Below are 25,834 nucleotides of genomic sequence, written 5' to 3'. Positions count from 1 at the left end.
TAACCCGCCCCGGACTTGATCCGGGGCCCCCCGCCAACCCGCCACACCCCCAATCTCACCGTGGCGGAGCGGATAGAACCTCCAGCAGCGGACATTCCGGCGTCCGGCTGCCGCTGCATTGCGCGATGGTTTCCGCCAGGACCGCCTCGATATTCTGCAAATCCCGGATCTTGGCGCGCACCGCCGCAAGGTGATGCCGGCCCATCTTCTCGACCTCGGCGCAGCTGTGGCTGCCCCGGTCGACCATCGCCAGCAGCCCGCGGATCTCGGCCATGCTGAAACCCAGTTCGCGGGCGCGCATGATGAACCCCAGCCGCTCCACATGCACCGCGCCATAGCGGCGATGGCCGGCCGGGCTGCGCGGCGGCTCGGGCATCAGGCCGACGGTCTCGTAATAGCGGATGGTCTCGAGGTTGCAGCCGGTCAGCCGGGCAAGCTCCGACCGCTTAAGCCCGCTCGCGGCGGTGTGATGATCCGGCATCGCGATCCCCCTTGATCCTGTAGCAGCTACAGACCGTACACTGTCTGTCATTCCGCGGCAACACAGAGATCACGTGATGACAGACGACACGACCCTGCCCCAGACAGACCAGACCGACCGCTCCGGCCGGGCCGCCACCGGCGCCGCGGTACTGGGGGCGCTGGCCATGACCTCCTGCTGCATCCTGCCGCTGGTGCTGGTGAGCCTTGGCGTCACCGGCGTCTTCATCGGCCAGCTCACCGCGCTCTATGCCTACAAGTGGGTGACATTTTCGCTGGCGGCGGCGGCGCTCGCCTTCGGCTTCTGGAAAGCCTACCGCCCGGTGCCTGCCGCCGCCTGCCAGGACGGCCACTGCGCCCGACCGATCGACCGCAGTGTAATGCGCGGATTGCTCTGGGGCGCGCTGGCTGTCGTGCTGCTGGCGCTGGCCTTTCCGGCGTTTTCACCCCTTCTTCTGACCTTCTGACCCATGAGGTTCCTTATGAAATCCCTCCTTTCCGCCGTTGCTCTCGCCCTTGTGGCGGGCGCGGCCCCGGCCGCCGAGGCCACCACCCGCATCGCCGTCACCGGGCTGACCTGCCCGTCGTGCAGCTATATCGTCGCCACCGCGATGAAACGCGTCGAGAGCGTCGAAATCCTGTCCTTCACCGAAGCCGGGGACGACGCCGGGGTCTACGACCTGCGCTATGACGATGCCGCGACCGATCCGGCCGCCATCCTCGCCGCCGTAACCGGCGTCGGCTATGGCGCGACACTGGCCGGGGCGCCCGAGACGTGAGCCCCCGCGATCGGGCCGCGCCCCCCGACCTCGCCGTGATCGGCGCCGGCTCGGCCGGGTTTTCCGCCGCCATCACCGCCGCCGAAGCCGGGGCGCGGGTGGCGCTGATCGGCGCCGGCACCCTTGGCGGCACCTGCGTGAACCTCGGCTGCGTCCCCTCCAAGACGCTGATCCGCGCCGTCGAGAACCTGCATCTCGCCCATGCCGCCGCGCGGTTCGACGGGATCACGGCACAGGGCCGCCTCACCGACTGGGCCGCCACCGTCGCGCAGAAGCAGGCCTTGGTTGAAGAGCTGCGCGCGGCGAAATACGCCGATGTCCTGCCCCGCCACCCGGGCATCACCTACCTCGAAGGCCGGGCGCGCTTCGACGACACCGGCCGGCTGACGGTGGCGGGCAGGCGCTTCCCGGCCGCCCGGATCGTCATCGCCACCGGCGCCCGGCCGCATGTGCCGGCCCTCCCCGGCATCGAAGAGATCGCCCCCCTCGACAGCACGTCGGCGCTGGCCCTGACCGACCTGCCCGCCTCGCTGCTGGTGCTGGGCGCGGGCTACATCGGCGTGGAACTGGCGCAGCTTTTTGCCCGGGCCGGGGTCGCAGTCACCCTGGTCAGCCGCCGCGGCGTCCTGCCCGAGGCCGAACCCGAGGTGTCGGCGGCCCTGGAGGGCTGCCTCGCCAAAGAGGGCATCCGGCTGGTCCGCGCGCGCGGCTACGAGCGGCTGTCGCCGGGGGCCGCGGGCGCCCGGCTGCATCTGGCGGGCGGCGACATCCTCGAAGCGGAACGGCTGTTGCTGGCCACCGGCCGGGTGCCCAACAGCGCCGGGCTGAACCTTGCCGCTGCCGGGATCGCGACCGACACGGGCGGCGGCATCCTGGTCGACAGCCACATGCGCACCGGCAATTCGACGGTCTGGGCCGCCGGCGATGTCACCGGGCGCGACCAGTTTGTCTACATGGCCGCCTATGGCGCCCGGCTCGCCGCCCGCAACGCCGTGACCGGCGCGACAGAGGCCTACGACAACACCACCATGCCCTGGGTGGTCTTCTCCGATCCCCAGGTCGCCGGTGTCGGGCTGAGCGAGGCCCGGGCCCGCGCCCGAGGCCACCGGGTTGTCACCTCGGTCCTGCCGCTCGATGCCGTTCCCCGGGCGCGCGCCGCCCGCGACACGCGCGGGCTCATCAAGCTGGTGGCCGAGGCCGGCAGCCGGCGGCTGCTCGGCGCGCAGATCCTCGCACCTGAAGGCGCCGACAGCATCCAGACGGCGGCAATGGCGCTCAAGGCGGGGATGACCTACGATGACCTCGGCGCCACGATCATGCCCTATCTCACCACGGTCGAGGGCCTGAAGCTCGCGGCGCAGGCCTTCGAAACGGACGTGGCCGCCCTGTCCTGCTGCGCCGGATAGCACCGCGACGGCCGGCGGCAGATGGTTGCCTTGCCCGCTGGGGTTGCGTATGCAGTTCATTATTGAACAGATTGGGCAGATGATGAACGCTGAGAGCGGGACCAAGACCAAGGGGCCGGAGTATTCGGTGCAGCCGGTGGTGCGTGCGCTGGCGGTGCTGCGCTATATCGCGGCGGGCAACCGCTGCCGCAAGATCAGCCAGGCCGCCAAGGCCACCGGCATCAACCGCACGACGCTGATCCGCATCCTCGCCACGCTCGAGGCCGAGCGCATCATCGAGGCGCTGCCGGACGAGGGCGGTTATCGGCTGGGCACCGGGCTGATCTCGCTGGCCGCCGAGGCGCTGAACGACCGGGGCATCGTTCCGACGGCGCGGCCGGTGCTGTGCCAGCTGGTCGACAGGCTGAAGCTCTCGGCGCATCTCGGCGTTCGCGAAGGCCATGAGATCGTCTACCTGGCGCGCGAAACCCCGGTCTCGCATCTCGCCAGCACGGTGCGCGAAGGCACCCGCCTGCCGGCCCATGCCACCACCATCGGCCGGGTGCTGCTGGCCGAGCTGAGCCGGCAGGAGTTGCAGGATCTCTACGCGGCGCATCCGCTCGAGGCCTTCACCGCCAAGACCCGCACCTCGCTCGAGACGCTGATGGAGCAGCTGGCCAACGACCGTTCGCGCGGGGTGTCCTGGAGCGTGGCGAATTTCGAGCCCGAGATCGGCTCGGCCGCCGCGCCGGTCTATGACCATCGCGGCATGGCCGTGGCCGCGATCAATGTCACCGGGCATGCCGGCATCTTTACCGAAGGCACCGAACAGGCGGCGCTGATCGAAACCACCCTGAAAGCCGCGGCGCAGGAGATCTCCGAAGCGCTGGGCTATCGCGGCTGGGCCGCCGATCAGATATAGGTATAGCCGAAGGACATGCCGAAATCCGACGGGTGCAGCGCCGCATTGCCACGCCGCGCCCGGCGCAGCCAGAGCCGGCCATGCACCTGCGTCTCGGACAGGTCGACCGTGTCGGGCAGGCTGGCATTGTCGCACCAGAGCCCGCCCAGCCATTCGCTGCCCCGGAAACTGACCGTGCCCCGGCCGGTGACCGATTGCAGCGAGAAATTGCCGTAACAGGTGGTGCCGGAGAGGTCGGCCCCCTCGGGAAACTGCGCGCCGTCAAAGCGGCCGATGCCGCGGAATTCGGTGTTGCGGAATCCGGCCGGGCGCTGGAACCGCGCGCCTTCGAACCGGGCGTCATTCATAAAGACCGCACCGTCAAACCGCGCCGGCCCCTCGATCACCACGTCGCGAAACCAGGCCAGCCCGTCAAACCGCGCGCCGCTGGCGTCGATCCCGCCAAGAAAGCGCGCGCCGGTGAAATCGACACCATCGACGGCCACGCCCGACAGATCCAGCGGCGCCTCGCAGGTCACGCCGCGAAAATCCGCATGCGTCCCGTGCTGCCATGGCCGGGTCAGCCGCGTCCTGATCTCCGCCGCCGTGCTCATGCCGCCTGACCAAGCGCGTCGCCGGCCATGGCCACGATGTCCTCGGCCCAGGGAAAGGCCAGATCTTCGGCCATTTCCGCCCCCGAGGCGTCATGCGCGATCCGCTCGCCCAGCTGCGTGGCCCCGGCTGCGGTCATCAGCGCGGCAAGGGTCGCAGGCCCGCCATTGAAGGTCTCGTCATATTCCCGGTCGCCCATGCCGAAGATGCCGAAATGCACGCCGGTCAGATCGGGTTTGCCGGCCGCCATCTTCTCGGCAAAGGGCTGCGCCGAGGCCGGCAGCTCGCCGTCGCCATAGGTCGAACAGACCATCAGATAGAGCGTGCCGGTGTCGAATTCCGAGGGGTCGAAATCCGCCAGGTTGACGGCCGCGACCGCGTGATCGGCCTCAAGTTCGGCGACGATATCCTCGGCCAGCATCTCGGCATTGCCGGTTTCGGTTCCGTAAAGCACTTGGATGTTCATTGCGTATCCTCCTGTCGGGCGAGGCCCAGCATGCCCTCGCGGGTGGTGATCTTGGCCCGGCACCGTCCGGGCGGGGGGTTGGCGGTCTCGGCGCTGTCGATGCGGCACCATCCGTCGTAATCGGTGATCTCGTCCAGACCGGCCAGAATGCCGGCGCCCACTTTGCCGGGATCGGGGGAGAGCGCGCCGAGGATTCGCTCGGCCAGCGCCCCGGCATCGGCGCGGTTGTCGGGAATGGTGCCGCGCGGGCCGCGCCGGAACCAGCCGGTGGCATAAAGCCCCTCGGCCAGCCCGCCATCCCGTTCCTCTCGCAGCAGCGCGTCGCGCGGCAGATCGCCGGGCGTGTCAAAGCCGATGGCGGTGAGCACCGAGGTGCAGGCCAGCGTCTCTTCGCCCTGCGCCGTGGCAAACCGCACCGCCGTGGCCCTGTCGGTGCCTTCGACCGCCACCGGCGTCAGCCCGAAACGGAAGGTGATGCGCCGCGCCCCGGCGCCGCCCTCCAGCGCGTCCAGCGCCGCCAGCTTCTTCTGCGCGTCCGGGTCGTCGCTTTCGCCCGCGTCCATCACCCGGATCGACACGTCGGCGAGCTTGCCCAGCTCCTTGATCATCACCGTATCGAACTTGGCCGCCGCCGCCGGCGAGCGCCCGGTGATGGTGATCTCCTCGATGCCGCTGGCCGCCAGCCAGTCCGTCGGCCCCTGGCCCAGATCCGAGCCTTCCAGTTCCTCCGGCGATTTCGCCAAGAGCCGCAGCAGGTCTATCGCCACATTGCCATTGCCGACAATCAGCGGCCGCGCCCCCAGCTCGGGCAGCGCCTCGGCCTCGGGATGCTCGTACAGCGCCCGGGTCAGCTTGCCCGCGCCATGCACCCCCGGCAGATCGCTGCCGGGGATCTCCAGCCGCCGATCCGCCGACAGCCCGGCGGCCAGCACCACGGCATCATAGGCGCCGCGCAGATCCTCCAGCCCGACATCCGAGCCAATGCTCACATTTCCGAAAAACCGCGCGCCCTGCCGTTCAAAGAGCCGCGCGAACTGCCGTGTCACGCCCTTGGTGCCCTGGTGATCCGCCGCCACGCCATAGCGCACCAGGCCATAGGGCACCGGCAGCCGGTCGATCAGATCGACCCGCAGATCGGGCTGCGCCTTGAGCAGCGCCTGCGCCAGAAAGCAGCCCGAGGGCCCGGCACCGATGATCGCGATCTGTCCGGTCATGACGCCCTCACCACATCCGCGGCCCAAGGGTGCGGCGCGCCGGTCAGATCAGCATAAATCGCCTTCTGCCGCATGTAGGCACGCATTCCCTGCCGGCCCTTCTCCCGGCCGATCCCGCTGGCGCCATCGCCGCCGAAGGGGGTCGAGATCGAGAATTGCTTGTAGGTGTTGATCCAGACCGTTCCGGCCCGAATCGCCCGTGCCACCCGCCAGGCGCGGGGAAAATCGCGGGTCCAGATGCCGCAGGCCAATCCATAGTCGTTGTCATTGCCCTGGGCGATCACCTCGTCCTCCCCGTCGAAAGGCAGCACCGCCAGCACCGGGCCGAACACCTCGTCGCGGCAGAGCCGCGCATCGTTGCCCAGCCCCTCGATGATGGTCGGCAGGTAATAGCTGCCCTCGGCGTATTCCGCCCCGTCCGGCGCTCCGCCCCCACACAGAAGCCTGCCGCCATCCTCCAACGCGCGCGCCACATGGCCCGCCACCTCGTCGCGGTGGTCCTGATGGATCAGCGAGGCAACCTGCGTGCCCTCCGCGAAGGGATGGCCGACGCGCAAGCGTTTGGTCGCCGCCACCAGCCGGGGGACGAAGGCATCATAGATCCCGCGCTGCACGAACAGCCGCGAGCCGGCGATGCAGCTCTGCCCGGTGGACGAGAACACCCCGAAGAGAATGCCCGCCAGCGCCACCTCGATATCCGCGTCGTCAAACACGATGGTCGGGGATTTTCCGCCCAGTTCCAGGCTCACCGGCATCAGCTTGCGCCCGGCCTTTTCGGCCAGGCTGCGGCCGGTCGACGTGCCGCCGGTAAAGCTGATCTTGGCGATATCCGGGTGTTCCACCAGCAGGTTGCCGATCTCGCGCCCCGAACCGGGCAGCACCGACAGAAGCCCCTTGGGCAGCCCCGCCGCATCCGCGATCCGCGCCAGTTCCAGCGCCGTGAGCGGTGACCAGGAGGCCGGTTTCAGGATCACGGCATTGCCCGCCGCCAGGGCCGGCGCCAGCTTCTGCGCGTCCGAGGCAATCGGCGAATTCCACGGCGTGATCGCCCCCACCACGCCCATCGGCTCATGCACCGAGAGCGTCAGCGCCCCGCCGCGCTGCGCGGTCATGTCCTCGTCCATGGTTTCGGCCACGGCGGCGAAATAGCGGAAGGTGCCGGCCGCCGATGCGGCCAGCGCCGCGGTTTCGGCCAGCGTCTTGCCGGTGTCCTGCGACTGGATTTGCGAGATGCGGCCGATGTTGGCCTCGATCCCCTCGGCGATGGCATGGAGCACCCGCGCCCGCTCATGTGGTTTCAGCGCGCCCCAGGCGGGCTGCGCCGCCCTGGCGCGGGCGATGGCCTCTTCGCCATCCTCAGTCGAGGCGCCGCGCAGAACCCGGGTCACCGTCCCGTCGGCGGGAAAGACCGAAGTGATCTCGGCGCCGCGCCCCTCGCGCCAGTCGCCGCCGATGTAAAGCGCCCCGGAGGGCAGGATATCGCGTTCCATTTTCATCAGATCACCACCGGTCCTTTGCGGTTACGTATCTCGCGCAGCACCGAATAGATCGTTGCCGCGCTGGTCTTGGCGTTGCCGTTCGAGGCCCGATTGTCGATCCGGATCTCGTAATCCCCCAGCGGCGAATGCACCGAATAGGCGTGCCGGTTGCCGCTGGCCTGCGGGTCGGCCACCAGCTCCACCCGCGTCGCGTCCATTCCCGCCCCCGCCAGCGCCAGCGTTGCCGCCACATTTGCGTTCTTCGGAAAGGCCTGCGCCACCTCGCGCGCGGTGCCCGAGAAGAACACCGTCGCCGCTGTCAGCCCGCCAAGGTCGATCAGCTCTTCCGCCGGGGTGCCGCGCCAGGCCTGCGGCGGCTTGGTGCCGCGATAGGTCACCTCGAGCCCGCCCGCCGGCGCCATGGCCGAGAGCAGGTCGATGCCGCCGATGGCCCCCGCCGGCAGGATCAGCCGCGCGCCGCCCTCTTCCGCCGCCGCGTGCAGGGCACGTTCCAGCGCGACATCGCTCAGCGCGCCGATCGACACCAGCACCACGTCGATCCCGGCCCTGAGCGCCGGCACCGCAGTGTCGCGCACCGCCGCATGACCGGCGCATTCCACCAGCAGATCGGGCGCGGCGGCGATCAGCTCCTGCACCGTCTCCACCACCTCGGCCCCCGGCAGGTCCACCGTCTTGCCGGGCCGCGCCAGCACCGTCAGGCGCGCGGGCTCTCCCGCGCCCATGAGGCCCAGCAGCGCCTTGCCGATATTGCCGTATCCGACCAGACCGAGATGCATGGCTTACTCCTTCTTGCCCGCAGCGCCCGCCGGCGGCCCGGCAAAGGCCTCGGCAAAGGGGCCGATGGCGCACATGTCGACCTCGATCACGCGCGGCCCTTCCGTGGCCAGCGCCGCCTGCAAGGCCGCCTCGAACGCGTCCACCCTGTCCACCTTCACATGCGGCATGCCGATCGATCCGCAGAAGGCGCCGAACTCCGGCACCGCCACCTTGGAGTAATGCCGGCGGCGGTCGTATTGCGCATCCTGGATGTTCTCGATCACGCCATAGGCCTGATCATTCATCAGCACATAGACCAGCGGCGCCTTCTCATCGACGGCCGTGATCATCTCGGCCAGCCCCAGCATGGTGCCGCCGTCGCCCAAGAGCGTGATCGCCTTGGGGCCGTGCGAGGCCAGCGCCGCGCCGATCCCCATCGCCACGCCCTGCCCGATGCCGCCACCCAGCGCATGCACGCCCTGACGCGGATCGGAGAGCCGCACATAGCGGTTGCCATAGGTCGAATTCGAGATCGTCACGTCGCGCACCCAGGCGTTGCCGCCGGCGCCGACCGCACCGCTGATCGCCTCGGCCACCACGGTGTAAGGCCCCAGCGTGTCGCGCAGACGCCCCTCGGCCTGTGCCTTGAGCCGCGCGATATCGAACGCCAGCGCCTCATCGGTGTCGAGCGTCTCGGGCAGCAGCGCGAGCAGCCGCCGCAACGTATCGGCGGCATCGCCATGGGCAAAGACATCCACCGGGTAATTGCGACCGCCCTGCCCCGCGTCGGCGTCGATCTGCAACAGCGGACGCGGCAGCGGCATCTTGTTGTTGCGGGTCTCGTTGCCGCGCAGGCGCGAGCCCACCACCAGCATCAGGTCGCAGGAGCCATAAAGCTCCATCGCGTCCGGCCCCATGTTGAAGGCGCCGAGGTTGGCCGCCTCTTCCTCCGAAACCACGCCGCGCCCGTTGGTCGAGGTCACGACGCCCACACCCCGGCGCATCAGTTCGGTCGCCTCTTCCACCGCGCCGCGCGCGCCGCCGCCCAGCCAGATCAGCGGGCGTTTCGCCTGGGTGATCAGCCGCGCCATCTCTTCCACCGCCGATTGCGGGGCCGAAGGCCGGGTCGGCACCGGCGCGTGTACCGCGGCCATCACCACCGCCGGCGCACGCTGCACATCCACCGGAATCTCGAGGCTGACCGGCCCCGAAGGCGCCGAGAGCGCATCCGACACCGCCGCCGTCAGGGCGCCGATCGCACCGTTGGAATCCCACATCCGATGCACCGATTTCGACACCCCGCGCAGCATCTCGGGCTGGCGCGGCACATCGTGGATCGCCGCGCGGTCGCGGTCGGCATAGCCCAGATCGACCTGCGTGGTGATATGCAGCACCCGGCTGCCGGCGGTCAAAGCCTCGGCCTGGGCGCCGGCAGCATTGCCCGCCGCCGTGCCGGTCGAGGTGAGGCAGACGCCAAGCCCGCCCGACACCCGTGCATAGGCATCGGCCATGTTCATCGCGCCGGCCTCGCCGCGCGCCGGCACAAAGCGGATCCGCCCCTGCCGGGCCACCGCATCCAAGATCGGCATGTTGTGGATCGAGATCACGCCGAACATCACCGACACCCCGATCTCGGCCAGGTAGTGCGCGATGAAATCGCCGACCGTGTCGGTCTTGCTGATGGGATCGTGTTTCATGGTATGCATCCTCAGATGTGACGGGACAGGCCGCCCGAGACTTCGAGCTGTGCGCCGGTGATGTAGCTGGCCGCTCTGGAGCCCAGAAAGGCGATGGCATGGGCGGCTTCCTCGGCCTCGCCCAGACGGCCGAGCGGAATGCCTTTCTTTTCGGCCAGGGCGCCGTACCATTCGGCCCGGCTGACCGACTGGTCCTCGCGTTCGGCAAACCGTCGGGTCCACTGGCCCGAGCCGATCAGCCCCAAGAGCACGGAGTTGACCCGCACCTCGGGCGCCAGTTCGACCGAAAGCGATTTCAGCAGGTTCTGCACCCCGGCCCGCGCCGAAGAGGTGCAGACCATATGCGGCTCGGGCTGGTAGGCGAGCAGCGAATTCACCGCGACAATCGCACCCCCAGCCTCGCGCAGCATCGGCAGGAAGACCCGCACCGGCAGCACCTGGCTGAACAGCTTCAGCTCATATTCCGCGCGCCAGTCGTCATCCGTGGTGTCCTCGAAGGTGGAAATCCGCCCCTGCCCGGCGTTGTTGACCAGCAGGTCGCAGCGGCCCCAGGTCTGATGCACCAGATCGGCAAACCCCTGTACGGCGTCCCTGTCGAGCACCGAAAACGCCTGTGTCAGCACGGTGTCGTCCCCGAAATCGCGCTTCAGCACGGCGGCCACCTCGTTCAGCCGGCTCTCGTTGCGGGCGCAAAAGGCAACCCGCGCGCCGCTTTCCAGCAGCAGCCGCACCGTGGCCAGGCCAATGCCAGAAGAGCCCCCGGTCACCACCGCAACGCATTTGTCGTAATCGTATGGCATCACGCGGCTCCTTTCGCCTTGGCGCGCAGTTCGGGAAAGCCCGGATCGGGCCGGCCCTGCATCACCGCGCGCTGCGCCGGGGTCGGCGGGCCGGCGGTCATCCACTGGTCCATCTTCTCGGGGTCGTCGCGCGGCCAGACCTGGGCCTCGTGGGTGGCCTCGTCGATCTGCTGCACCTCCGAGGTGAACTCGATCACGAAACCCGAGGGCGAGACGAAATAGGCAAAGGGATTGTCCCCCGGCCCGTGCCGCCCCGGCCCCCATGTGGGCACATGGCCCTTCTGCTTCATCCGGCCGATGCCGCGCATGAATTCGTCGAGCGAGGGCATTTCAAAGGCCACATGATTCACGCTGGCATAATTGCCGCGCACCAGCGCGATGGCGTGGTGATCGGTGTTGCAGCGCAGGAAAACCATCTGGTCGGCGGAATAATCCGACACCCGGAAGCCCAGAACCTCTTCGTAGAAGGCCTGCGTCGCCTCCATGTCGGGCGCGTTCAGCACCACATGGCTGACCTTGCGCGGCTTGGCCCATTCCGGTTTCTCGTCCAGCGTCCGGGCGTCGCAGCGGAACCGCAGCCGGCGGTTGTCGGGGTCCAGCACCTCGAAGCCATAGCCGCCCGCCCAATCGTCGAACGCCGAAGGCGTGCCCAGCACCGGCGCGCCCCGGGCCAGGCATTGCGCATGCAGCGCATCCATGCTGGCGCGGTCGGGCATGGCGAAATGGATGTACTCGATGCCAAACACCGGCCCGTCCTTCAGCCCGTAGAGGAACGCCTCCTCGCCGGTGCCGCGCAACAGCGCCGTGCCCTCTTCGGCATGGGCCAGCTTCAGCCCCCACATGTCCTCGTAGAACGGCAATGTCTGGGTCAGCCCCGGGCCGCGCATCATGATGCCGCGAAGCGCCTCTGTGCGAATGGTCTCACTCATCTCGGTCTCCCTCTCCGGTCACACCACCGCCGCGGCGCCCTGGCGCAACGCAGCGGCAAAACGCGCCGGATCCTGTTGATAGAGCGCATGGCCGAGGCCCGGCAGCTCCGTGTATGTGCCGCGCGCCTTGGCGTGCAGCCTGTGGTGCACGCGGCGCGCCCCTTCGGGCGGCGTCACCTGATCCTTGCCGCCGACAATCACGTCGGTGGGCACCCAGAGCCTGTCGGCATCATCCAGAAGCCGCCCCGAGGCCAGCATCCGCGCCGCCTGGCCATAGCCCGGCATCGAGACCTGACTCATCGCGGTCTGCACCAACGCCAGCGTCTCCGGGTTATCCTCGGGCCGGTACACCAGCCGCGGAGCGCGGGCCTTGGCGAAGTCTACCGCCCCCAGCCGCTCCAGATCGTCGATCCGCGCCTGTGCCTTGGCGCTCAGCACCTCGCCCGGCGCAACGCCGTGGCCGATGGCCGGCGCGGCCAGCGTCAGATGGGTCACCCGGTTGGCGCGACAGGCGACAAAGGACGCCGCGATCAGCGCCCCCAGCGAATGGCCGAGCAATGCGCATTGCGGCACCTTCACCCGGTCGAGAAACCCTTCCAGAGCCGCCGCGTAGTCCTGCGCCTGCGGCCAGACCTGGGTCAGCGGCTCGGACCCGCCATAACCCGGCGCGTTCCAGGCGATCACCCGGGCCGTCGCCGGCAGATGCGCCAGCAACGGCGTGAACGACGCGGCGTTCGATCCGATCCCGTGCAGCAGCACCAGCACCGGCCCGTTGCCGGGGCGTTCGAGGTAGGCGATGCCCTCGGAGGTATGCGCATCCCAGCTCATGCGAAAACGAACCCGTTGTTGACCGGCAGCACCTGCCCGGTGAGCGTCAGCGCGCCCTCCTCCACGAGAAAGGCCACCACGTCGGTGATGTCCTGCGGCGATTGTGCCCCGGGCACCGCACGGCCTTCGGAATACTGCCTGTGCCGCGCTTCGGGCACGTAATCGGTGCTTTCGGTGGTCAGGATGCCCGGCGCCACCGCCGTCACCCCGATGCGGTCCGGCCCCAGTTCCCGCGCCAACGACCGCGTCATCGCGATCACCGCGCCCTTGCTGGCGACATAGGACATCAGCCGCGGCGCCCCCCAGAGCGCCGTATCCGACGCCATGTTGACCACCCGGCCCGATCCCGAGGCTTTCAGCAGCGGCGCCATGGCCCGCACCATCAGCCAGGTGCCGCGCACATTGACCCGCTGCACCAGATCCCAGCTCTCCAGCTCGATCTCGTCGTAGGGAATGCCGCCGATGCCGGTGGCAATCGCGCCGTTGTTGATCAGCCCGTGCAGCTTGCCCGCCGTCAGCCGCGCAACCGCTTCGCCGCAGGCGCGGATCGAATCCGGATCGCCCAGATCGACCCGCACAAATGCCGCCCCGAGGCTGTCGGCCGTGGCCCGACCCTCCTCCTCGGCGATATCCGCGAGGATCAGGCGCGCGCCCTTGGCGGCAAGCGACCGGGCGATCACTTCACCCAGACCGCTCGCCGCGCCGGTGACGAGGATATGACGGCCATCGAGGCTCATTCCGCCGCCACCGCGGCCGATTTCAGCTCGGCCTCAATCTGCGCCTTGGCCGCCCGGGTCAGGATCTGCCGGATGCGGCTGACACCCAGATCATGCTGATAGAGCATCTCGCGCTTGCGCGCGTCGTCCGACATGCCTTCCAGCATCACCCGGTCCTGCTCGAGCACGTTCCAGTGATTGGTTTCCAGCACCGCGCGATACAGGAAACGCCAGCTCTCCCGCGCCGTGCCCTCGACCTGGCGCATCCGCCAGAAGAACACCCGGCAGGTGGTCTCATCCACCGGCGTGGTAAAGCCGATGATGCGGAACACGCCGCCCGGCCCGGCCGCCGGCGGATAGGGAATGTCGAGGAAACAGAACATCGAGCCGTCATGGATCTCGAACTCGGTCCAGTCGAAGTTCTCGCCGGTCTGGCCGACGCGCTCGATGCGGAAACCCTCGTCGGTCTTGTTGAGCTGCATCAGGTCCTGCTTGGAGCCATACGCCAGGGTAAAGCTCTCGGCATGCAGGTAGCAGCCGTGCATCGGATCGGCGAGGTTATCCAGCGCGTAACGATAGTTGGTTTCCCAGACCGAGGTGCAGAGAAAGCCGGTCCATGCGTCGCTGGTCATCTCCTTGGGCAGCACCAGCTCCGGCGGTTCGGGCCGGTCGGCCGAGGGCACATAGACAAAGACCGCGTCGTTGCTTTCCTGCACGGTGTAGGATTGCAGCGCCTTGCGGCCCTCGAGCGCGCATTCCGGCATCGCCGGCACCCGCTGCACCACGCCTTCGCCATCGACCACCACGCCGTGATAGCGACAGGCGACATGGCCGTCATGCACCTCGCCATAGGACAGCGGGGCGCCACGGTGCGGACAGAAGTCCTCGAGGCAGCGGATCTTGCCGGCGCCGTCGCGCCACAGCACGAGCTTCTGGCCCAGCAGCTTGGTGCCGAAGGGGCGCGCGCCCTTGATCTCGACCGATTTGGCCACCGGATACCATTGGCCGCGCAGGCCTTCGTTCACGCGCTTCTCGATCAGCGCTTTCTTGTCGACGACAGTCATTTGCGTTCTCCCTAATCTGGCTGGCCGCCGCCGCAGGGCGACCCGATGTCATGGCCCGGCGTCAGTGCTCGGCGCGGGGCAGGTAATGCAGCACGCGGGTCTCGATCTTGACCAGCGCGAAATAGAGCGCGTAGCCGATCACCGTCAGCAGCAGGATCGCGTTGAACACCATCGCCGCATTGGCCTGGCCGCCGCCGTAGGAGATCAGGAAACCCAGCCCGGTGTTGCCGCCCACCAGCTCGCCCACCGTCACGCCGATCACGGCCAGGGTGGAGGCGATGCGCAGACCGGCCATCAGGTTGGGCAGGGTCGAGGGCATCTCGACTTTCCAGAACACGCCCAGCCGGCCGAGGTTGTAGGCCCGGGCAAGGTTCACCAGATCGCGGTCGACGGTGCGCATCGCCTGAAGCACATTGACCAGCACCGGGAAAAACACGATCAGCACGGTGACCAGCAGCTTGGGCATGGCGTTATAGCCGAACCACATGATGAACAGCGGCGCAAAGGCCACCTTGGGTGCGATCTGCAAGGCCAGGATATAGGGCGAAAGCACCTTCTCCCAGAATTCCGACATGCCCAGCAGATAGCCCAGAACCGCGCCCAGCAGCGATCCGATGGCAAAGCCCAGCACGGTGTAGAGCGCGGTCGACAGGAAATGCCCCAGCAGCCCCTCGAAGGCCCACATGCGGGAGAGTTCGGCCAGGCAATCGGTCAGCGTCGGAATGATGAACTTGGGCACGTCCAGCGCCGGGGGCAGAAATTCCCAGGCCAGAAGCACGAGGACCAGCAGTCCGAGGCTTGCATAAAGCGGATTGGCAAGGCGCATGGGGCGGGTTCCCTTGGAAGCGGGGGCCTTGGCGGCCGGGGCAGAGCGCCCGGCCACGGCCTGAGTTGTATCGGTCATTTGATGAACTCGTTGGTGTACAGCTCGTCGACCGGCACCGCGGTGCGCACCAGCCCGGCATCGACATAGAAATCCTGCACCGCCTTGATCCGTGCCGGATCAAAGCTGCCCAGCGGCTGGTTCTCGCCCTCGGGATAGATCAGCTCGGCGTAGGCCCGCAGGATCGCCTCGATCCCGGCGAGATTTTCGGAATGCTGCGGCACAAAGCTGACGTAATCCGCCGCCGCGGCCGCCGGATCGGCCGAGATGTCGCGCAGCCCGCGCAGCACCGCCTCGACAAACCCCTGCACCACCTCGGGGCGTTCCTCGATGGTGTCGTCCGAGGCGATGACCGCCTGGGCCATCGCCGGGAACACCGAATCGACCGGCATCTGATCCATCGCGACGCCGGCGGCCTCGATGGCGGCGATCCACTCGGGCACGCCCGACATGGCGTCAAGCTTGCCGGCGATGCTCAACTGGATGATGCCGCCGGGGCCCACCGCCTGGATATCGACATCAGTCTTGCTCAGCCCGGCCGAGGCCAGCACGCCGAGCAAGTTGTAATAGGTGGTGTCCTGGAACGACAGCACGCCGATCGACTTGCCCTTGAGGTCTTCGGGGCCGGAAATGCCGGCATCCTCGCGCCAGGCGAGCTGGGTCAGGCCGCGGCCGCCCAGCAGCGCGACGCCGCGGATCTCGAGGCCGTTGGCCCGCACGATGATCGGCGTGTCGCCGATCCCGCCGCCCAGATCGGCATTGCCAAGCGCGACCTGGGTCGCCACATCGGCGCCGCCCTTGCCCACCTGAAAGGTGACGTCGAGCCCGGCCTCCTCGAAATAGCCCTTGCCCTTGGCAAGCTGGAACGGCGCGAAAGCCGGAAGGAAATCCGGCGCCGGAAACAGATAGGTGACTTCTTCGGCCGCAGCGGCGGCACTGGCGGACAGCGCCAGGGCGGCGGCGGCGAAGGTGGAAAGAATGCGATGTTTCATGTTCGGGACTCCCTGTTCCGAGCGGCGCCTCAGGCGGCCTTTTCTTCGAGTTTCAGGTGTTTGAAGAGCTGAGCGGCATAGTCGGAAACCTCCGGCATGACGCGCCGCTCGATCGGCCGGTCGCGTTTCGGCAGGTCGACCTTGATTTCCGCCACCACGGTGCCGGGGCGTTCCGACAGCACCAGAATGCGGTCGGACATCAGCACCGCCTCCACCAGATCATGGGTGATCAGCAGCGTCGTCTTGCCGGTCTTGGCGATGGTGCCGGCAAAGGAATTCTGCAACAGCAGCTTGGTCTGCGCATCCAGCGCCGAGAACGGCTCGTCGAGCAGGATGATCTCGGGGTCGATGGCCAGCGTGCGGGCCAGCGCCGCGCGCTGCCGCATCCCGCCCGAAAGCTGATAGGGATAATGGCTGTCGAACCCGGCAAGCTGGCAGTGCTCCAGCTCCTTCATGGCGCGTGCGCGCCGTTCCGCCTTGGCCACGCCGCGCGCCTCCAGCCCGAACTCGATATTCGAGATGATCGAACGCCAGGGCAGCAGCAGATCCTTTTGCAGCATGAAACCGACATGCGCATTGGGACCGGTCACCGCCGCATCCGAAACAAGCACCTCGCCGTCGCTCGGCTGATAGAGCCCGGCGGTCATCGACAGGATCGTCGATTTGCCGCAGCCCGAAGGCCCGACGACCGAGACGAACTCGCCCTCGTCGACCCGAAAGCTCACGTCGCTCACCGCGGTCAGCCGGTCGCCGGCATTGGTGGTGAACTTCTTGGTCACATTGCGGAACTCAAGCGCCATACCCGTGCTCCGCATATGCCGCGTCAAGCGCGGCGTTGATCGCCACCAGCTCATCGTGAACCAGATCGGCGGTCCAGTCGGTGCGGCCCGAGACCGGCGCCGCAAAGCCGCGCTCGGTCAGGGCGGTGGCGACGGCGTCATAGTCATGGCGCACGGCGTCATAGACCTCCATCAGGACCGACGCGAAATCCGCCTCCTGCGGCTCCAGCTCCCGCCCCCGGCATTGATGCGCCAGCGCCGGGCGGCTGGTGTCCGCGGCCCGCTGTGCAAGTCTGTCCTTGAAAGCATCCATGACGTGGCTCCTCTCGGTTGCTTGATGTTTCGTCCGTCTTGCAGGTGTTCAAATATGAACAACTTGTTCACTATTGATGATAACTGAAGGCCACCCCGGTGAGTCAAGTGTTTTCGAAAAGTTTTTCTTGGGCAGGCGCGGTCAGGTCTTGAACCGTAGAAGTCAGGGCAAGCCGCTGATATCCAAAGGAAACCGGCGATGCCCCACAGGCCGCATTCACCGTTTCACCGGCAGGCAGGCGGCCTTCTCGGCCATGGCGGATCAGCCGCCATGGCCCGGGTGATCAGGTTTTGGGCATTCAGGCGGCTTCGTAGACCACATCATCGCCCTTCGACGAACCGATCACGTGCCAGACCGTGGCCGCGCCGGCACCATCGTTGCGAATCCAGTGCTTGCGGCCGGCCGGCGTCTTGACCAGATCGCGCGGCCCGAGCTCGACCTCGACGGTTTCGCCATTGTCTTCCCAGCCCACGGTCAGGCTGCCTTCGAGCACCAGGAAGGCATCCTCGACATCGCGCACGAATCCCTTGATCCCCACACGCGACGGCACGCCCCACATCTCCTTGCGGCAGGTATCATGGCCCAGACCGCCCTCGCCGACATAGACCTTGCGGCTGAAGCCGGCGTCTTCCCAGATCGTCGGCTGGTCGACGTGGCGAATCACATATTGCGCCATCAGCTTCTGCAACGGATGATCGCCGGCGGGATCGAACTTGATGGTCTCGCCCGGCTTGGCGCCAAAGGCCCGGGCGAGCTCGGGCGCATGTTCCTTCGGGTGATAGTGATAGACCGGCGGCAGCGGCTTGCCGACATCGACCGAGATCGACATCAGCACCGGCTCCACCCCGTCGACGCGGAATCCATGGCCGATCTCGCGCGCGTTCAGGATCATGTCCTTCGGCCCGAGGTTGACCTCGCAGACCTCGCCGTCCCGCTCCCAGCCGACGATCAGCGCGCCATCGATGATCAGGAAACTCTCTTCGATTTCATGGCTGTGGCAGGCGGCGTATTTGCCCGGCTCCTTGTAGATCAGCGAGACGGTGAAATTGTCGGCCTTGAGCGTCGAGGTATCGCCCACCTTGGGCGAGCCCCCTGCCCCGACATAGCGCATCTGCGCCCGCGCCAGATCGGGGAAACCGGCGTTCGAGGGAAAGGCGTTCCAGTCGAATTCCTTGTCGGTGAAGCGCCCGGTATGGGCCTTGAGTTCCGCCGCGAGCGGCGAGGCGGTTGCGCGCATGTTCATGTCGGGTCCTCCGTGGTGGCTGTCGTGCAAAATTCGATGCAGAGATTTGTAGCCGGCACGCGTTTCACCTGATACATGGCGTTTCATGGATAAAACGGACGCCGATGAAGACCGCTATCTGGTCCCCGGCCTGCTCCGCGGCTTCGCGGTGCTGGATGCCTTCACCACCGAGCGGCAGGAACTGACGCTCAGCGATATCGCGCGCAGCCTGGGGCTCAGCCGGTCGGCCGCCTTCCGCACGGTCTATACCCTGGCGCATCTGGGCTTCCTGCTGCACGACGCGCGGCGGCAGACCTATGCGCTGGGGCCGGCGGTGCTGCGGCTGGGGCATGGATACATGGCCTCGCGCGAGTTGGTGCAGATCGCCCTGCCCGAGATCGAGGCGCTGCGGGACGAAACCGACTGGTCGACCCATCTTGGCGTGCGCGACGGCAAGAGCGTGCTTTACATGCTGCGGGTCGCCAGCCGCATGGGCATGGGCAGCATCGTGCATGTCGGCAGCCGGCTGCCGGCGGCGGCCACCACCATGGGCCGGGTGCTGCTGACCGATCTCGACGAAGCCTCGCTGATCGCGCTCTACCGGGATGAACATTACGATCATGCGCCCCGCGGGACGCCGCGCAACATGGCAACGCTGCTGGCGCAATGGCGCGCCGACCGCGCGCGCGATGTCGTGGTGCAGCTCGGCAGTTTCGAACGTGGCATGGCCTCGGTCGCCGCCCCGATCCGCGACATATCCGGCGGCATCGTCGGGGCGATCAACGCCACCCGCGCCTTCGATGCGCCCGCGCCGCCCGATCAGAGCGTGATCGATGCGGTCACATCCTGCGCCCGCGCGATCTCCCGCCATCTGGGCTGTGCCTGAGCGCCCCCCGGCCCGGCCGGGATTACCCGCGCCGCAGGGCTCGGCAAAAACGCCACAACGTCTCGGGTCTCTCACGCCGCCGCGTGACCCGGCCCACCATCCGGCGTAGTCTTTCGTGGCGGCCGCGGCGCGGCCGCACGGCAATGCCGCCGGGCGGCGCTTGTCAGGGCACACCGGGCAGGAAACCGCCCTGCCCTGCCCTCCCCGAAAATGTCCGATAAGCTTGCACCACAGTTGCGAAAGCTTACCTTTCGGGTGCGCCTAGTCCGCCGCCTTGGCGTTGAAGACAAAGAGCGTCTCGCCGTCGATGGTGTAGCCATCGATCAGCGTTTTTGCGGTGTCGGACACCAGCCAGTCTTCCAGCTTCATTGCCAGGTCATGTTTCACATGGCCATGTTTCTCCGGGTTCACCGGAAGATAGGCATATTGGTTGAACAGCACCGCATCGCCGGAAAACAGCAGCGCCAGATCGCCCTTGTTGCCGAAATTCAGCCAGCTCGCCCGATCCGACATGATATAGGCGCCCATGCCGGCGGCGGTGTTCAGCGCCGCACCCATGCCGGCGCCCACGGGTTTGTACCAATCGTGCAGCGTCGCCGGATCCTGCCCGGCGTCGTCCCAGAGGCTCAGCTCCTTCTTGTGGGTGCCGCTGTCATCCCCGCGCGAGACAAACGGCGCCTCGGCCGCGGCAATGCGTTGCAGCGCTTCGGTGGCGCTCGGCGCACCGGCGATATCGGCGGGGTCGCTCTCGGGCCCGATGAAGACAAAATCGTTGTACATGATCTCGCGCCGGTGGGTGCCGTTCCTTGCCGCGACAAATGTCTCTTCGGCGCCGCGCGAATGCACCAGGATGGCATCGACGTCACCCGCCTCGCCCAGCCGGATCGCCTGCCCCGTGCCAACCACCAGCAGCTGCACCTCGAGATCGAGGTCCGCCGCGATCCGCGGCAGCAACACATCCGCCAGCCCGGAATTATGGAACGACGTGGTAACGGCCATTTTCATCGTCTCGGCGGCCAGGGCGGCGCCGGAACACGCGATCAGCGCCAGCGACAGGATCAGATGTTTCATTCGACAATATCTCCGTTCAGAAAGGCCCGCGCCTGAGGCGTGGCGGGCTGGGTGAAAAATTCCGGTCCGGCGCCCCGGTCGTGCAGCCAGCCATGCAGCAGAAACAGCACCTCGTCGGCCAGTCGCCGCGCCTGGCCCATATCGTGGGTCGAGAGGATCAGCCGCATGCCACCGGCCCGGGCCTCTTGCAGGATCTCCTCGATCTCGCGCATCGCCCGGCCATCGAGCGAGGCGCAGGGCTCGTCGAGAAACAGCAGCTTCGGCTCGGTGATCATCGCCCGCGCCAGCGCCAGCTTCTGCCGCTCGCCGCCGGATAGCACCGGCGCCTGTCGGGTCAGCATCGAGCCCAGCCCCACCCGCGCGGCCCAGCGCCGCGCGCGGTCTTCGGCCTCGCCGCGCGACATGCCGCGCATGCGCAGCGGGTAGATCAGGTTCTGCATCACCGTGCGCCGCAGCATCACCGGCTGCTGAAACACGAAACACTGGTGATGCCGCGCCTCTTCGGTGGTGCAATTCCAGCGAATCCGCCCGCCCCCCAGCCGCGCCGTGCCGTGCAACATACGCAGAAAGGTCGTCTTGCCGGCGCCGTTGGGGCCGATCACCACGGTTGTCCCGGCGCCGTCGAGTTCGAGATCGACCGGGCCGACCAGCGTCCTGCCGCGCCGCGTGGCTCGGGCCGCCTCGAGCCTGACCGGAAACAAGTCGCTCACCAGCGCCCCTCCCGCTCGGTCCGGCTGAGCGCATGGATCGCGAGATTGACCGCAATCGCCAAGGCGATCAGCACGAACCCCAAGGCCAGCGCCAGCGCGAAGTTGCCTTTCCCGGTCTCGAGCGCAATCGCGGTGGTCAGCACCCGCGTGGCATGATCGATATTGCCGCCGACGATCATGATCGCGCCCACCTCGCCGATGCCACGGCCAAACCCCGCCAGCGCGGCGGTCAGCAGCGCTCGGCGGCTGTCCCACAGCAGGGTGCGGATCTTCTGTCCCTGGGTGACGTTCATCGAGATCAGCAGATCGTGGTATTCCTGCCAGAGATCGCGGATCGACTGATGCGCGATCGAGGCAATCAGCGGCACGATTATGACGACCTGGGCGATCACCATGGCCGTCGGCGTGAACAGAAGCCCCAGCACGCCAAGCGGGCCCGAGCGCGACAGCAGCACATAGACCACCAGGCCCACAACCACCGGCGGCAGCCCCATCAACGCATTCAGCACCGCAATCACCGTGCGGCGAAACCTGAAGCGGCGCACCGCGAGCAAGGCCGCCAGGGGCAGGGCGATCAGGCTGGCAATAACCAGCGCCGAGAGCGTGACCTTGAGCGAGCGCAAGGCGATTTCCAGCAGTTCCGCATCAAGCGTCCCCACCAGCCAGGCCGCCTGCACCAGACCGCTCCAGATATCCACCATCCCCGGATGTCCCTCCCGTTTCGGGCAAACTGGCATTCCCCGCAGAGGGATGCCAGCCGGTTTCGACGACGGATCAGCGATTGGGTCAGACTGGCCGCAACGAGGTCGCTCGCCCGACAAAACCCGGTCAAATTGTCCGGCTGCAAAAAATTGCCCATGGGCAATTGTGCCGTGCGAGCCACGGGGTCCCGGCGCGAGGCCGGGACGGGGGCCGGCGCGCCCCGGCCTCGCGCCGGGGCCTCACCGTGCAAAAATTGCCCATGGGCAATTTTCCGGGTCAGTGCGAGAAGCGATCTTTCAAGTAGGCGTCAAAAGCCGCCACAAGCTGCGGGCGCGACAGCGAATCCTCGAATTCCACCAGAACCTTGCGCCCCTTGCGACGGACTTCGATGCCGGCCTCGCCAGATGAGCGCCGATAGATCTTGCCCGCGCGCGGCGGCTTCGGGGCGGCCGGCTTGCCGGCGTTGACCAGCCGCCGCATGACCGCCGCCCCATCGACAAAGGCCCCGCTGCCGCGCCGCGCCTGGGCCTGCTCGCGGGCGATGGTCCGGGCGGCATCGAGCACGCGTTCGGCGACCACGGCCTCCCCCAGAAGCGGCTTCAGCTCGCGGGCGTTGCGCTCGCGGATGTCGCGCACCGAGGCAAAGGCGGCGACGATCTCTTCGGGCAGTTTCGCCAGTTGCAGGTAACGCGACAGCCAGGGTTGCGACACCTCGAGCCGCTCGGCCATCGCCTTCTGCTTGCCGCCGTAATAGCGCTCCACGGCATCGGCATAATCGATCGCCCGCTCGTAATCCGAGATGTCCTCGCGGTCGCGGTTCTCGATATCGGCAAGACGAAAGGCCTCTTCATCCGACAGGTCACGCAGCTCGACGAGATATTTGAACTGGGTGTAATTGTTGGCCCGAAGCCAGCTCACCGCGAAATGCCGCCGGGCGCCACAGATCACCTCGAAGTCGTAATCCGGATCGTCAGAGGTGCGCACGATGGCGGGAAATTCCTGCCGCCCCTGCGAGCGAATGCCATCGATCAGGTCGCGGCAATTGTCTTCGTTGAGCAGCGCATATTCGCGATTGTGCCGGTCCCACATGCGGCAGCGGGCGGGGTCGACCCAGCGCAGGGTCTTCTCCTCGAGCTCGCCCGAAAGCCGCTCGGAGATCGTGGTGGTGCGTTTGAGAAATCGCGCGCCGGCCCGGTCTTCTTCGGCCGGGTCGGGGGCGTCAAAGCCGCTGAGAACATCGTCGAAAATGGCATCATGCTTGCGGGTCATAGCAGTCCTTCCTTGCGCAGCTGCGCGTGATGGCTCGGCCAGGTCTTGCGGATCAGAATCTCGATCTCGCGGCCCACCGCATCGAGATAAGCGCGGCAGCGCTTGTGGGTCTCGGTGCGGGTGGCGGCGCCGGTCAGCTCGTAGACCGTCGAGAGATTGGCCGTCGCGTTGTCGATCTCGGCACTGTCCTTCTGCACAGAGAGAAGCATATCCATGGGAAAGACCGCATCCATCATCCGCTTGATGGCGACATGCGCCGATTTGGTGTCATTCATCTTGGTCGCAAGAATTTTAACAAATGCATAATCCCGCGCGCCTCCGGCCTCGGCCAGCTCATTGAGCGTGGCGCCGAGCATCTTGAGGAAATGCGCGGTAGAGCCGAAATCGATGTTGTTGGGCGGCGCCGGGATCACCAGCGCCTCGGCCGCGCGCAGCACAGACAGCGAAAGCATGCCAAGCGCCGGCGGCGGATCAAGCAGGATGACATCAAAGCGGTCCTTGATGGTCTCGATACCGTGACGCAGCCGGTCGAGCACAAAGGATTTCTCGCGCGCCATGCGGGCGGCGAATTCATATTCGGCGTCATAGAGGCCCAAATTGGCGGGGATCAGCGCGATGTTCGGCCAATAGGTGGCGCGCAGCGCATAGCTCAGATCGGGCGGGCCGCCATGGCGAAAGAACGGGTAAAGCGTGTCCTCGTCTTCATCCACATCGACGTCGGGGTTCAACCCGAAAACCGAGGTGGTCGAAGCCTGGCTGTCGCAATCGATGACGCAGACGCGATAGCCCTTGAGCGCGAGATATTGCGCCAGGTGACAGACGGTGGTCGATTTGCCGACACCGCCCTTGAAGTTCTGAACCGCCAGCACCATCGCCGGATCGTCGGGCGCCCGATGCGGCAAGGTGCCGAAAAGCTGGCGCATGCGGTTCACATCGGTCAGGCTGTAGCCGGTGCGCCGCCCGGTCTCGGGGTCTTTCTCCGGCGCCGGCAGGCGGCCGTCGGCCTCGGCGTCGCGGATCGCCTTTTCGCTGCGTCCGACCATCTCGGCGGCGCGGCGCACGTTGAATTGCAGCTCGAGCCGCTTTTCGGTGCCGGGGGCATACAGGCGGTCGCGCAGGCGCGAGATGACGGTGGAGGCGCGCCCGGCAAGCTGGTCGAGCTCGCGCAGGGACACCGGGGGAAGGGCTGACTGCTCCATGTCCTACCTCTCAGGGGGATGGTTTGACGCGAATCATGGACCCTGTGGCCAGCCGTCTCAAGTGCGAAATCCGGCAGCGGATGCCGAAAATAGCGGAAGTTGCGCGATTGCCCGCCAATGCCGCGAAAACACCGGAGAGGCCCCCAATTTCCGAACCTCGGGGCTTTTTCGCACCGTGCGGCACCCGAAAAGTAAGCTTGGCCGGGTCGCGGCTTCAAACGGTGTCCGGGCGGCAGGCAAAACCCCCAAAAATCCAAATTTAAAAAACCCTCTTGTTCTGGATTCAAGGATTCCTTGTTCGCGTCATCCAACGCATTGCCAAACCACGGGAATTCCGCCCAATTCTTACGTCCCGGGGCGGCATGGCTTACGCTTCGGGGTGTTTGTCCTTACGCATCGGGGCGGCGGGGCTTACGGATCGGGCAGGGCGGAAAACTTACCTTTCGGGTGCGCGCCACAGGGGCAAAAAAACCGTTGAAAAAAGCCTTGCGGGGCAGGGCATTGCGAATCGGGTGGCGCGAATCCCCGGCGCGAAAGCTTACCTTTCGGGTGATGGACGGGGGCGTCGGCTTTTGATATCTTACGCCCAAAGGCCTACAAAAGTAAGAGCAGTCAGGTAACGCACGTGGCCACAGGCAAACCTTATCGCACCATCGAGGCGCGGCCAAACGCCGAAAGCCTCGTCAAACCCGGCGAGCTGGTCGACCTTGTCGAGGTCACCCCGCTGACGCTGGCGGACCGCCGGATCTACAACCAGCTGCTGGAAAACGCTTGGGATGCCATCGACAAGCCGGTGACCCATGTGATCGCCAAGGCCGATTTGCGCGGTTCGCACAATTCCAACGACCGGGTCGGCGAGAGCATCGAGCGGCTGATGTCCTCGATCGTCAAGGTCCGCGTCACCCGTGACGGCGAAGAGGCGATCGAGCGGGTGCAGCTTCTGGGTGGCAATATCGAGACCACGCGGCGCGACGGGCTGCTGGAATACGAGATCCCGCAGCGGCTGCGGCGGATCATCAAGGACAGCACCGTCTTTGCCCGCCTGCAACGCGAGGTGATGTTCGCGCTGTCGTCGAAATATGCGCTGACGCTTTACGAGATGATCCAGAAACGCGGCAATCTGCGCTATCGCTCGTCGGAACGCTTCAGCCTCGAGGATCTGCGCGGCATTCTCGGCGTCGCGAAGGGCAAGCTCACCTCCTGGTCGAACCTCAAGCTGCGGGCGATCGAGCCGGCGATGGCCGAGGTCAATGCGCTGAGCGACTACGTGGTCGAGATCGAGCCGGTCAAGACCGGCCGGCGGGTGACCCATGTCGAGCTGCGCTGGTGGCGCAAGGACAGCGGCACCTCGGCCCAGGCGGAACGCGAGCTGAGCTTTTCCAAGGTGGGCCGCAAGGCGCGGATGGCCGGCACCGAAGAGCGGCTGGTGCCGGAACCCCGGCCGCGGCCGGCCTGGCTGGAAAGCCGCGGCACCGCCCTGCGCAGCGAAACCTACGAGACTGCGCGGCTGCGCCACCCGGGGTATGACATCTATCACGTCGAGGGCGAATGGCGCGACTGGAGCCGGGGCAGAGAGCCCGCACGCGATCCCGACCGGGCGTTTCTGGCGTTCTTTCGGACCTATGCGGAGAAAAACCCGATCTGAGTTTGCGCGCCCCGTCGGCCGCCGATAGTCTGGCCGG

28 protein-coding genes are annotated in these 25,834 nt (G+C 67.1%); 6 read left to right on the top strand and 22 right to left on the bottom strand.

Going from position 1 to position 25,834, the window contains the following annotated elements; translation table 11 throughout:
* Positions 1–55: 55 nt before the first annotated feature.
* On the bottom strand, positions 56–481 hold the full coding sequence (locus tag BMW90_RS18905; RefSeq protein WP_048535605.1) for a MerR family transcriptional regulator: 426 nt from the start codon (positions 479–481) through the stop codon (positions 56–58).
* A gap of 76 nt (positions 482–557) precedes the next feature.
* Here BMW90_RS18905 and BMW90_RS18900 point away from each other — a divergent pair, with 76 nt between their 5' ends.
* The 4 genes from BMW90_RS18900 (at position 558) to BMW90_RS18885 (ending at position 3,566) form a co-directional block, all read left to right on the top strand.
* The gene (locus BMW90_RS18900; protein WP_082154703.1) at positions 558–947 is read left to right on the top strand and encodes a mercuric transporter MerT family protein; all 390 of its coding nucleotides are present in this window, start codon (positions 558–560) and stop codon (positions 945–947) included.
* 15 nt (positions 948–962) lie between these two features.
* On the top strand, positions 963–1,259 hold the full coding sequence (locus BMW90_RS18895) for a hypothetical protein (protein WP_074838017.1): 297 nt from the start codon (positions 963–965) through the stop codon (positions 1,257–1,259).
* Positions 1,256–2,665, top strand: a complete 1,410-nt coding sequence (merA, locus tag BMW90_RS18890) for a mercury(II) reductase (RefSeq protein WP_074838015.1) — start codon at positions 1,256–1,258, stop codon at positions 2,663–2,665. The genes BMW90_RS18895 and merA overlap by 4 nt, the downstream gene beginning before the upstream one ends.
* A 79-nt stretch (positions 2,666–2,744) precedes the next feature.
* The gene (locus BMW90_RS18885; RefSeq protein WP_211568957.1) at positions 2,745–3,566 is read left to right on the top strand and encodes an IclR family transcriptional regulator; all 822 of its coding nucleotides are present in this window, start codon (positions 2,745–2,747) and stop codon (positions 3,564–3,566) included.
* Here BMW90_RS18885 and BMW90_RS18880 read toward each other — a convergent pair.
* The 16 genes from BMW90_RS18880 to BMW90_RS18805 all read right to left on the bottom strand — a co-directional run bounded on the left by BMW90_RS18880 (position 3,557) and on the right by BMW90_RS18805 (position 18,336).
* On the bottom strand, positions 3,557–4,159 hold the full coding sequence (locus BMW90_RS18880; protein ID WP_048535610.1) for a pentapeptide repeat-containing protein: 603 nt from the start codon (positions 4,157–4,159) through the stop codon (positions 3,557–3,559). The genes BMW90_RS18885 and BMW90_RS18880 overlap by 10 nt on opposite strands.
* A complete protein-coding gene (locus BMW90_RS18875) occupies positions 4,156–4,623 on the bottom strand; it encodes a flavodoxin domain-containing protein (RefSeq protein ID WP_074838013.1) in 468 nt (155 codons plus the stop codon). The genes BMW90_RS18880 and BMW90_RS18875 overlap by 4 nt, the downstream gene beginning before the upstream one ends.
* Complete coding sequence (locus tag BMW90_RS18870; RefSeq protein ID WP_074838011.1) at positions 4,620–5,837, bottom strand: FAD-dependent oxidoreductase; 1,218 nt, start codon at positions 5,835–5,837, stop codon at positions 4,620–4,622. Before BMW90_RS18870 ends, BMW90_RS18875 begins: the two co-directional genes overlap by 4 nt.
* The gene (locus tag BMW90_RS18865) at positions 5,834–7,333 is read right to left on the bottom strand and encodes an aldehyde dehydrogenase (protein ID WP_244526549.1); all 1,500 of its coding nucleotides are present in this window, start codon (positions 7,331–7,333) and stop codon (positions 5,834–5,836) included. Before BMW90_RS18865 ends, BMW90_RS18870 begins: the two co-directional genes overlap by 4 nt.
* Entirely contained in the window at positions 7,333–8,112 is a 780-nt protein-coding gene (locus BMW90_RS18860; protein WP_048535615.1) for an aspartate dehydrogenase, read from the bottom strand. The genes BMW90_RS18865 and BMW90_RS18860 overlap by 1 nt, the downstream gene beginning before the upstream one ends.
* Positions 8,113–8,115: 3 nt before the next feature.
* Positions 8,116–9,789 (bottom strand): thiamine pyrophosphate-binding protein, encoded by a 1,674-nt coding sequence (locus tag BMW90_RS18855; RefSeq protein ID WP_074838009.1) that lies wholly within the window; start codon positions 9,787–9,789, stop codon positions 8,116–8,118.
* Between the two features lie 11 nt (positions 9,790–9,800).
* Positions 9,801–10,589, bottom strand: coding sequence for an SDR family oxidoreductase (locus BMW90_RS18850; RefSeq protein ID WP_074838007.1), 789 nt, complete (start codon positions 10,587–10,589; stop codon positions 9,801–9,803).
* Complete coding sequence (locus BMW90_RS18845) at positions 10,589–11,518, bottom strand: VOC family protein (protein WP_074838005.1); 930 nt, start codon at positions 11,516–11,518, stop codon at positions 10,589–10,591. The genes BMW90_RS18850 and BMW90_RS18845 overlap by 1 nt, the downstream gene beginning before the upstream one ends.
* Before the next feature lie 18 nt (positions 11,519–11,536).
* Positions 11,537–12,346, bottom strand: a complete 810-nt coding sequence (locus BMW90_RS18840) for an alpha/beta fold hydrolase (protein WP_074838004.1) — start codon at positions 12,344–12,346, stop codon at positions 11,537–11,539.
* Positions 12,343–13,083, bottom strand: coding sequence for an SDR family oxidoreductase (locus BMW90_RS18835; protein ID WP_074838002.1), 741 nt, complete (start codon positions 13,081–13,083; stop codon positions 12,343–12,345). Before BMW90_RS18835 ends, BMW90_RS18840 begins: the two co-directional genes overlap by 4 nt.
* Positions 13,080–14,126 carry an aromatic ring-hydroxylating oxygenase subunit alpha gene (locus BMW90_RS18830; protein WP_074838000.1) on the bottom strand — a complete coding sequence of 349 codons (1,047 nt, stop codon included), beginning with the start codon at positions 14,124–14,126 and terminating at the stop codon, positions 13,080–13,082. Before BMW90_RS18830 ends, BMW90_RS18835 begins: the two co-directional genes overlap by 4 nt.
* 61 nt (positions 14,127–14,187) lie before the next feature.
* Positions 14,188–15,030: an ABC transporter permease gene (locus BMW90_RS18825; RefSeq protein WP_082154704.1), complete on the bottom strand. Its 843-nt coding sequence runs from the start codon at positions 15,028–15,030 to the stop codon at positions 14,188–14,190.
* Positions 15,027–16,001, bottom strand: coding sequence for an ABC transporter substrate-binding protein (locus BMW90_RS18820; protein ID WP_074837998.1), 975 nt, complete (start codon positions 15,999–16,001; stop codon positions 15,027–15,029). The genes BMW90_RS18825 and BMW90_RS18820 overlap by 4 nt, the downstream gene beginning before the upstream one ends.
* Before the next feature lie 29 nt (positions 16,002–16,030).
* Positions 16,031–16,801, bottom strand: a complete 771-nt coding sequence (locus tag BMW90_RS18815) for an ABC transporter ATP-binding protein (protein WP_074837996.1) — start codon at positions 16,799–16,801, stop codon at positions 16,031–16,033.
* Positions 16,791–17,093 (bottom strand): recombinase-like helix-turn-helix domain-containing protein, encoded by a 303-nt coding sequence (locus BMW90_RS18810; RefSeq protein ID WP_074837994.1) that lies wholly within the window; start codon positions 17,091–17,093, stop codon positions 16,791–16,793. Before BMW90_RS18810 ends, BMW90_RS18815 begins: the two co-directional genes overlap by 11 nt.
* 298 nt (positions 17,094–17,391) lie before the next feature.
* Positions 17,392–18,336: a cupin domain-containing protein gene (locus tag BMW90_RS18805; protein ID WP_048535628.1), complete on the bottom strand. Its 945-nt coding sequence runs from the start codon at positions 18,334–18,336 to the stop codon at positions 17,392–17,394.
* A gap of 85 nt (positions 18,337–18,421) precedes the next feature.
* Here BMW90_RS18805 and BMW90_RS18800 point away from each other — a divergent pair, with 85 nt between their 5' ends.
* A complete protein-coding gene (locus tag BMW90_RS18800) occupies positions 18,422–19,201 on the top strand; it encodes an IclR family transcriptional regulator (protein ID WP_074837992.1) in 780 nt (259 codons plus the stop codon).
* 261 nt (positions 19,202–19,462) lie between these two features.
* On the opposite strand, the gene BMW90_RS18795 is transcribed toward BMW90_RS18800, so the two are convergent.
* The 5 genes from BMW90_RS18795 to BMW90_RS18775 form a co-directional block, all read right to left on the bottom strand.
* Positions 19,463–20,272: an ABC transporter substrate-binding protein gene (locus BMW90_RS18795; protein ID WP_074837990.1), complete on the bottom strand. Its 810-nt coding sequence runs from the start codon at positions 20,270–20,272 to the stop codon at positions 19,463–19,465.
* A complete protein-coding gene (locus BMW90_RS18790; protein WP_074837989.1) occupies positions 20,269–20,982 on the bottom strand; it encodes an ATP-binding cassette domain-containing protein in 714 nt (237 codons plus the stop codon). The genes BMW90_RS18795 and BMW90_RS18790 overlap by 4 nt, the downstream gene beginning before the upstream one ends.
* The gene (locus BMW90_RS18785; protein ID WP_048535635.1) at positions 20,979–21,683 is read right to left on the bottom strand and encodes an ABC transporter permease; all 705 of its coding nucleotides are present in this window, start codon (positions 21,681–21,683) and stop codon (positions 20,979–20,981) included. The genes BMW90_RS18790 and BMW90_RS18785 overlap by 4 nt, the downstream gene beginning before the upstream one ends.
* 277 nt (positions 21,684–21,960) lie before the next feature.
* Positions 21,961–22,953 (bottom strand): ParB/RepB/Spo0J family partition protein, encoded by a 993-nt coding sequence (locus BMW90_RS18780; RefSeq protein ID WP_074837987.1) that lies wholly within the window; start codon positions 22,951–22,953, stop codon positions 21,961–21,963.
* Complete coding sequence (locus BMW90_RS18775) at positions 22,950–24,152, bottom strand: AAA family ATPase (RefSeq protein WP_074837985.1); 1,203 nt, start codon at positions 24,150–24,152, stop codon at positions 22,950–22,952. Before BMW90_RS18775 ends, BMW90_RS18780 begins: the two co-directional genes overlap by 4 nt.
* A gap of 625 nt (positions 24,153–24,777) precedes the next feature.
* On the opposite strand from BMW90_RS18775, the gene BMW90_RS18770 reads away from it, so the two are divergent.
* On the top strand, positions 24,778–25,797 hold the full coding sequence (locus BMW90_RS18770; RefSeq protein WP_048535638.1) for a replication initiation protein: 1,020 nt from the start codon (positions 24,778–24,780) through the stop codon (positions 25,795–25,797).
* The last annotated feature ends 37 nt before the right edge of the window (positions 25,798–25,834 follow it).

This window comes from Marinovum algicola (assembly GCF_900109145.1).
GTDB lineage: Bacteria > Pseudomonadota > Alphaproteobacteria > Rhodobacterales > Rhodobacteraceae > Marinovum > Marinovum algicola.
Note: the sequence above shows the minus strand (reverse complement) of the source record. Positions and strands in the feature narration are given on the sequence as shown.

Coding starts and splice junctions, on each gene's coding strand:
- BMW90_RS18785 (WP_048535635.1), bottom strand. CDS start 21,683: ATGGTGGATATCTGGAGCGGTCTGGTGCAGGCGGCCTGGCTGGTGGGG.
- BMW90_RS18835 (WP_074838002.1), bottom strand. CDS start 13,083: ATGAGCCTCGATGGCCGTCATATCCTCGTCACCGGCGCGGCGAGCGGT.
- BMW90_RS18775 (WP_074837985.1), bottom strand. CDS start 24,152: ATGGAGCAGTCAGCCCTTCCCCCGGTGTCCCTGCGCGAGCTCGACCAG.
- BMW90_RS18795 (WP_074837990.1), bottom strand. CDS start 20,272: ATGAAACATCTGATCCTGTCGCTGGCGCTGATCGCGTGTTCCGGCGCC.
- BMW90_RS18905 (WP_048535605.1), bottom strand. CDS start 481: ATGCCGGATCATCACACCGCCGCGAGCGGGCTTAAGCGGTCGGAGCTT.
- BMW90_RS18805 (WP_048535628.1), bottom strand. CDS start 18,336: ATGAACATGCGCGCAACCGCCTCGCCGCTCGCGGCGGAACTCAAGGCC.
- BMW90_RS18845 (WP_074838005.1), bottom strand. CDS start 11,518: ATGAGTGAGACCATTCGCACAGAGGCGCTTCGCGGCATCATGATGCGC.
- BMW90_RS18875 (WP_074838013.1), bottom strand. CDS start 4,623: ATGAACATCCAAGTGCTTTACGGAACCGAAACCGGCAATGCCGAGATG.
- BMW90_RS18860 (WP_048535615.1), bottom strand. CDS start 8,112: ATGCATCTCGGTCTGGTCGGATACGGCAATATCGGCAAGGCGCTGCTG.
- BMW90_RS18855 (WP_074838009.1), bottom strand. CDS start 9,789: ATGAAACACGATCCCATCAGCAAGACCGACACGGTCGGCGATTTCATC.
- BMW90_RS18900 (WP_082154703.1), top strand. CDS start 558: ATGACAGACGACACGACCCTGCCCCAGACAGACCAGACCGACCGCTCC.
- BMW90_RS18885 (WP_211568957.1), top strand. CDS start 2,745: ATGATGAACGCTGAGAGCGGGACCAAGACCAAGGGGCCGGAGTATTCG.
- BMW90_RS18850 (WP_074838007.1), bottom strand. CDS start 10,589: ATGCCATACGATTACGACAAATGCGTTGCGGTGGTGACCGGGGGCTCT.
- BMW90_RS18870 (WP_074838011.1), bottom strand. CDS start 5,837: ATGACCGGACAGATCGCGATCATCGGTGCCGGGCCCTCGGGCTGCTTT.
- BMW90_RS18815 (WP_074837996.1), bottom strand. CDS start 16,801: ATGGCGCTTGAGTTCCGCAATGTGACCAAGAAGTTCACCACCAATGCC.
- BMW90_RS18780 (WP_074837987.1), bottom strand. CDS start 22,953: ATGACCCGCAAGCATGATGCCATTTTCGACGATGTTCTCAGCGGCTTT.
- BMW90_RS18800 (WP_074837992.1), top strand. CDS start 18,422: ATGGATAAAACGGACGCCGATGAAGACCGCTATCTGGTCCCCGGCCTG.
- BMW90_RS18865 (WP_244526549.1), bottom strand. CDS start 7,333: ATGAAAATGGAACGCGATATCCTGCCCTCCGGGGCGCTTTACATCGGC.
- BMW90_RS18880 (WP_048535610.1), bottom strand. CDS start 4,159: ATGAGCACGGCGGCGGAGATCAGGACGCGGCTGACCCGGCCATGGCAG.
- BMW90_RS18825 (WP_082154704.1), bottom strand. CDS start 15,030: ATGACCGATACAACTCAGGCCGTGGCCGGGCGCTCTGCCCCGGCCGCC.
- BMW90_RS18840 (WP_074838004.1), bottom strand. CDS start 12,346: ATGAGCTGGGATGCGCATACCTCCGAGGGCATCGCCTACCTCGAACGC.
- BMW90_RS18830 (WP_074838000.1), bottom strand. CDS start 14,126: ATGACTGTCGTCGACAAGAAAGCGCTGATCGAGAAGCGCGTGAACGAA.
- BMW90_RS18895 (WP_074838017.1), top strand. CDS start 963: ATGAAATCCCTCCTTTCCGCCGTTGCTCTCGCCCTTGTGGCGGGCGCG.
- BMW90_RS18820 (WP_074837998.1), bottom strand. CDS start 16,001: ATGAAACATCGCATTCTTTCCACCTTCGCCGCCGCCGCCCTGGCGCTG.
- BMW90_RS18810 (WP_074837994.1), bottom strand. CDS start 17,093: ATGGATGCTTTCAAGGACAGACTTGCACAGCGGGCCGCGGACACCAGC.